Origin of the sequence: Corynebacterium sp. KPL2734 (assembly GCF_040225595.1) — a bacterium.
Lineage (GTDB): Bacteria > Actinomycetota > Actinomycetes > Mycobacteriales > Mycobacteriaceae > Corynebacterium > Corynebacterium rhinophilum.
Map to the genome: position 1 here is coordinate 189,028 of NZ_JBEHFO010000004.1, position 6,133 is coordinate 195,160.

Consider the following 6,133-nt stretch of genomic DNA (forward strand, 5'->3'; position numbering starts at 1 on the left):
CCTAACCGCCCTGCACGGCGGTGAGGATATCCAGCACGTCGCCGTTGGTGACTTCATAAGACCAGTTGCTGGCTGGAACGACATCGCCATTGACGGCTACGGCCACGCCTTTCGGCGCGGCATCGCCAGTTTCTGCTTCTACGACGGCGGTCACGGTGATGTGCCTATCGCTGCTGCGGGGTTCTCCATTAACCGTGTATTCCATGGTGAGTTTTCCTTTCTTTTATGGTTATCGGGCGTGGCGTAGTGGATCGCAGGCCGAGATGTCCAACCCCGGGGACGTGCCCAACCCCAACTGGGCACCTACCTTAGCCCCGAAGGCGGACAACAGGATTCCGTGGCGGAAGTATCCGGTAGAGACCACTAGCCCGTCGCGTACTTTGCCCAGGTAGGGAAGGTCATCGGGGGTGCCAGGCCGGGCTCCAACGATCGCTTCGATGAATTCGCATTCCTCCAGCCCAGGAACCACCCGGATGGCATCGCGCAGCAGTGTGTACACACCGTCTACGGCGGGTCCCTTGCGGTTGTCTTCGCGGCTGGTCGCCCCGACGGCGATGGTGCCATCGGTGCGGGGGATGACATATACCGGCCGGTCCTCCACGAATGCGCGCACCACTCGGGTGAGCGGCTCGCCGCTGGTGTGCACTAGTTCTTCCGGTACCCGCAGCCGCAGCATGTCGCCGTACACCGGCCGAAGTGCCAGGGGATTGGCGCCCTCGAACCAGCCGTCCACCTCCTTGGACCCCAGCCCGTTGCAGAGGTAGATCATGTCGGCGGTGAGTACCCGGGCATCGGCAAGCTGCACATTTTGCCCGTCGATGCGCGTTGCTGCAGTGGACATAAATCGAACCCCGGCCCGCTGTAGGTACTCCAAAAGGCACGCGCTGAACATGCGCGGGTTGATTTGATGATCGCCCGGGATTTCCACCGCGGCCGTCAGCTGGGGACTTAGGCCCGGTTCTAGCTTTCGGGCTTGCCGTAGTGGCAGCGCGTGGGCATCCATGCCGTGTTTCTGCTGCAGCGCCAGAAGCTCGCGGATGTGCACGCCATCGGCGCGGTCGGCGCCCACCACCAAGGTGGATTCACTACGGTGCCCGGTTGGTGCGGTGGTTTTCGCCCCCAACCTGGTCAGCAGGTCGGGAAACATCTCGCCCGAAGCCACCATCAGCGGGTACAGCGGTTCTTGCCGGTATTGCACTTCCGCAACCGGAGCCAGCATGCCACCGGCCACGAATGTGGCACCGCTGATGGGCTGGGGATCTACCACAAGGATTTTCTGCGGGTCCACGCCCGCCTCCAGCAGCTCGAATGCGGTGGTCAGCCCGATGATTCCCGCTCCAATGATGGCGTGCTCGGTATTATCCATGTGAACCGTTTGCTGCATTCTTGTCCGCCCGATCGAAGGCATCAACAACCGTGGTTGCCAGCGCAGCTGGATCATCGGAGTCCATAAAAGCACGCACAATCGCCACACCAGCCACACCGGTTTTGGCCAGTGCTTCAGCGTCGGCGGCCTGCACGTCTCCAATAGCCACCACCGGAACTGCCGATGCACTCACGAGTGGGGGATAACCATCTAACCCCAGCGGGGTGCGGCCGGAGGACTTCGTCGGGGTGGGGCGGAACGGGCCGGCTCCGATGTAGTCGATCACATCGGCGTATTCGTTAGCAGCCTGTACGAGCTCGAGGGTGCCGGTAGTCAGCCCGATGATCGCATCCTCGCCAAGGATTCGCCGCGCCAGGCGCGGGTCCAAGTCGTCTTGACCAATGTGCACGCCGTGGATGTGGTGTTCGCCCATCAGGGCGGCCGCTACGTCCACTCGGTCATCGATAAGCACTCGCGTTGCCGGATTGGCTTTTTCTACTGCTGCGGCAACGTCGATGGCCAAGGCAGTCAAATCGCGCACGCTGATGGGCTTGCTGCGAACTTGAATTACACCCGCACCACCTGCCGCTGCTGCCGCGGCAACCTGTACGACCTTTTCCTGCGGTGCGCCCGTGACGTGGTAGCACCGCAGGTCCAGTAGGTTAGCGCTCACTGTACGCGGCTGCTTCCTTTTCCAAGTCCTCGGCTACTTCCTTGGCCTCGCTGCGGTTCAGGTACAGCTTGGAACCCGCGCGGCGGAATTCTTCGGCCATTTCTTCTTCGCCTTCGGCATTAGTGACACCCGCTTCGTCCACGCTCTGGCGGCCGAAGCCCGGCAAGCCGAGGTCCTTGACCAGCGATTGCTCGTGGTCGGTGGCCAGAGCCTCATCGATCTTCTCGCCGAATGCGTCGCGGATGTCCTGGCTAATGCGCATGGAACAGAACTTGGGTCCACACATCGAGCAGAAGTGGGCGGTCTTCGCCGGCTCCGCAGGCAGGGTTTCGTCGTGGTAGGCCTGGGCGGTATCCGGGTCTAGGGACAGGGCGAACTGGTCGTGCCAGCGGAACTCGAAGCGGGCCTTGCTCATCGCATCGTCCCATTCGTGGGCGCCAGGGTGGCCCTTGGCGACGTCCGCGGCGTGGGCCGAGACCTTGTAGGTGATTACGCCGGTCTTCACGTCGTCCTTATTCGGCAGGCCCAGGTGCTCCTTCGGGGTGACGTAGCACAGCATCGCGGTACCACCCATGGCGATATTGGCCGCACCGATGGCGGAAGTGATGTGGTCGTAGCCGGGAGCAATGTCGGTGACCAGCGGTCCCAGGGTGTAGAACGGTGCACCGCCGCACCATTCCTGCTCCTTTTCGTTGTTGACCTGCACCATGTTTAGCGGCACGTGGCCCGGGCCTTCGACCATGACCTGCACGTCGTATTCCCACGCGCGGTGGGTCAGCTCGCCGATGGTCTTTAGCTCGGCGAACTGGGCTGCGTCGTTGGCGTCGGCGATGGAGCCGGGGCGCAGGCCGTCGCCCAGAGAGAACGCGACGTCGTATTTGGCGAAGATCTCGCACAGCTCGTCGAAGTTCTCATAGAGGAAGGATTCCTTGTGGTGTGCCAGGCACCAGCCGGCCATGATGGAACCGCCGCGGGAGACGATGCCGGTCACGCGCTTGGTGGTCAGCGGCACGAAGGGCAGGCGCACACCGGCGTGGATCGTCATGTAGTCCACACCCTGCTCACACTGCTCGATCACGGTATCGCGGAAGATTTCCCAGGTCAGGTCCTCGGCGACGCCGTCGACCTTCTCGAGTGCCTGGTAGATCGGCACGGTACCGATCGGCACCGGCGAGTTACGCATGATCCACTCGCGGGTGGTGTGAATGTCGTTACCGGTGGATAGATCCATCACGGTATCTGCGCCCCAGCGGGTAGCCCAGCGCAGCTTGTCTACCTCTTCGCGGATCGAGGAAGTCACGGCGGAGTTACCGATATTGGCGTTGATCTTCGTGTTGAAGGCATTGCCGATGATCATCGGCTCGGACTCCGGGTGGTTGATGTTGTTCGGGATGATCGCTTTACCGGAGGCAACCTGCTCGCGCACCTTTTCTACGTCACAGTGCTCGCGCAGTGCGACGTATTCCATCTCCGGGGTGATAACACCCTGGCGGGCGTAGTGCATCTGGGTTACGCGCTTTCCTTCCTTGGCCCGCAGCGTTTCGCGGCTGACGCCCTTCCACTCGTCGCTGGCCTCGCCACGCTTGAGGGCGCGGTTACCGTCGTCCAGCAAGTTGCGACGACGCCCCTCGTAGGCCTCCACATCTCCGCGGGCTTTGATCCACTCGCTGCGCAGGGCCTCTAGGCCTTCGGTTGGCTCGGCCCACGGACCGCGGGTGCGGTAGAGCTTCTGCGGTGCGTTCGGGCCGGTCGGGGAATCGTCCAGCTGCACCTCGGTCTCCGGCACCTGCAGGGTGAAGGTCTTGCCGAAGGATTCCACCTGCTTTTCGATGGGGGCGAAGCTGTGCTTCGGGTGGATTTCCGCACCGTACTCGTCGTTCGGAATGGTGGTACGGGTGTGTTGGGTAGACGTATCCGTCATAGTTGACTCTCCTCATTCTTCCTTCGCTGGTTCTAACCAGGCAGGTTCTAGCGGTACTCGCGCGGGCATACAGCGCGATCTCAGCTCGATACCTCGAGCGCCCGTGTTCGGTTGCACCTTCCACTGTAACGCACACCACCCGAGAGTGAAGTTATGGGCTAGGTGGTTGACCGAGGAGGCATCGGCAAGCAACACCAGGGAGTCACTCGGTGAGATGTCCGGGGCAGGGGCTAAACTAAGCAGCATGATTGATCAGAAGCTCCTAGAGATCCTCGTGTGCCCCATCGACAGGCAACCGCTGGAGGATCACGGTGACTATTTGGTGAACCCCAGGCTGAACAAGGCCTATCCAGTGCAGGACGGCATTCCGGTCATGCTTGTCGACGAAGTCGTGGACTGGCCCATTGAGTCCAAGTAACTAGAGTCCTGCAAATCAAGTAATAGGAAAAGGGAACACCTTCGTATGAGCAACACCACGAACATTATCGACGAACTGCAATGGCGCGGGCTGATCAACCAGTCCACAGACCTGGAGGCATTGAAGGAAGCCGCAGAGAGCCCGATCAGCTTGTACTGCGGTTTTGACCCGACGGGAAGCTCGCTGCACGCTGGCCACCTCGTGCCGCTGATTATGCTGAAGCGCTTCCAACGCTTCGGCCACCGTCCCATCGCGCTGGCCGGTGGCGCGACGGGAATGATCGGTGACCCGCGGGATGTCGGAGAGCGCTCCATGCTCTCAGAAGAGCAGATCGCAGAGAATATGCAGGCAATCAAGGACCAACTTGAGGCCTTCGTGGACTTCACTGAGGCGGGCGAGTCCGCAATCCCGGCGGTTATGGTGAACAACGCGGACTGGACTAGCCAGATCAACGTCATCGAGTACCTACGCGATATCGGTAAGAACTTTTCGCTGAATACCATGCTGGACCGCGATACGGTCAAGCGCCGCCTGGAATCCGACGGTATTTCCTACACCGAGTTTTCCTACATGCTGCTGCAGGCAAACGACTTTATGCACCTGCACAAAGAGTACGACTGTGTGCTGCAAATTGGCGGTGGCGACCAGTGGGGAAACATCGTTTCCGGCGTCGATCTGAATCGTCGCGTGAATGGTGCGAAGGTCCACGGCCTGACGGTGCCGTTGGTGACAGATGCCGAGGGCAATAAGTTTGGCAAGTCCACCGGCGGCGGCAAACTGTGGCTGGATCCACAGCTGACCAGCCCGTACTCCTGGTACCAGTACTTCATTAATGCTGGCGACGCGGTGGTTATCGACTACCTGCGTTGGTTTACCTTCCTCACTCAGGAGGAGATCGCAGAGCTGGCACGCAAGGTAGAGGAGGAACCCCACAAGCGTGAGGCGCAACGCGTATTGGCACGGGAGATGACCACCCTGGTGCACGGCGAGCAGGCCACCGAAGCAGTGGAGCTGGCTTCCCAGGCGTTGTTTGGTAAGGCAGAGCTGCAGGATTTGGACGAGGCCACGTTGTCTTCCGCATTGCAGGAAACCGAGATTGCCGAGGTCGGCCCAGAGGCAACGATTCTGGATCTGCTGGTTGAGGCGGGACTGGAAAAATCAAAGGGTGCTGCGCGCCGCACCGTGGGCGAGGGCGGCGCTTACGTGAATAACCAGCGCATCGAGGACATCGAGTGGTCGCCGAATTCCAACGATCTGCTGCATGGTTCGTGGCTCGTGTTGCGTAAAGGCAAGAAGCGTTTCGCCGGAGCACGGGTTGTGAATCCTTCCTAGGAGCGTCAGCTTAGCTGTTAACTGATCCCTTGGTAATCGCGTTTTGTGCTTTTACCTGGGGATTTGTGTGTTTTTCGGGGTTGGGTGTAACTTTATCGAAGTCGCCGAGAGGTAGCCGGTTGGTTACTTTTGAGTGACTTTTTGTACTGACTTGACTCGGGGATTTGACTTGGTTCAGGTTGTTGGGTAAGTTGGTACGAGCCGCCGATGAGAGGTTAACGTTTGGTTAACTTTCTTGTGGTGTGTGGATGTTGTTTGAGAACTCAATAGTGTGCCAATGTACTTATTTTTTATTTTTGTGTGCATGGTTGTGTGTTGATTGGTCTGTTGGCCAGCGAATCTTGTGTGGTTTGTTGGTTGGTGTGTGCCGGTAAGGTGTTGGAATACGCATCTTTTTGAATACTGTTTAGTGTTTCGGCTGCA

At 59.9% G+C, this 6,133-nt stretch carries 6 protein-coding genes; 2 read left to right on the forward strand and 4 right to left on the reverse strand.

Features of this window, described 5'->3' with window-relative positions; genetic code table 11:
- Window position 1 precedes the first annotated feature (1 nt).
- The 4 genes from thiS to thiC are packed head-to-tail and all read right to left on the reverse strand — an operon-like array spanning window position 2 to window position 3,960.
- The gene (gene thiS, locus ABRP88_RS04510; RefSeq protein WP_284783025.1) at window positions 2–205 is read right to left on the reverse strand and encodes a sulfur carrier protein ThiS; all 204 of its coding nucleotides are present in this window, start codon (window positions 203–205) and stop codon (window positions 2–4) included.
- Window positions 206–229: 24 nt separating this feature from the next.
- Complete coding sequence (gene thiO / locus ABRP88_RS04515; protein ID WP_349836355.1) at window positions 230–1,366, reverse strand: glycine oxidase ThiO; 1,137 nt, start codon at window positions 1,364–1,366, stop codon at window positions 230–232.
- Window positions 1,359–2,039: a thiamine phosphate synthase gene (locus tag ABRP88_RS04520; protein ID WP_349836357.1), complete on the reverse strand. Its 681-nt coding sequence runs from the start codon at window positions 2,037–2,039 to the stop codon at window positions 1,359–1,361. Before ABRP88_RS04520 ends, thiO begins: the two co-directional genes overlap by 8 nt.
- Window positions 2,029–3,960 (reverse strand): phosphomethylpyrimidine synthase ThiC, encoded by a 1,932-nt coding sequence (thiC, locus tag ABRP88_RS04525; protein ID WP_349836359.1) that lies wholly within the window; start codon window positions 3,958–3,960, stop codon window positions 2,029–2,031. The genes ABRP88_RS04520 and thiC overlap by 11 nt, the downstream gene beginning before the upstream one ends.
- 244 nt (window positions 3,961–4,204) lie before the next feature.
- Between thiC and ABRP88_RS04530 the strand changes: the two genes are divergently transcribed.
- A complete protein-coding gene (locus ABRP88_RS04530; RefSeq protein ID WP_284783037.1) occupies window positions 4,205–4,378 on the forward strand; it encodes a Trm112 family protein in 174 nt (57 codons plus the stop codon).
- Window positions 4,379–4,423: 45 nt separating this feature from the next.
- The gene (gene tyrS / locus ABRP88_RS04535) at window positions 4,424–5,710 is read left to right on the forward strand and encodes a tyrosine--tRNA ligase (RefSeq protein WP_349836360.1); all 1,287 of its coding nucleotides are present in this window, start codon (window positions 4,424–4,426) and stop codon (window positions 5,708–5,710) included.
- Window positions 5,711–6,133 lie beyond the last annotated feature (423 nt).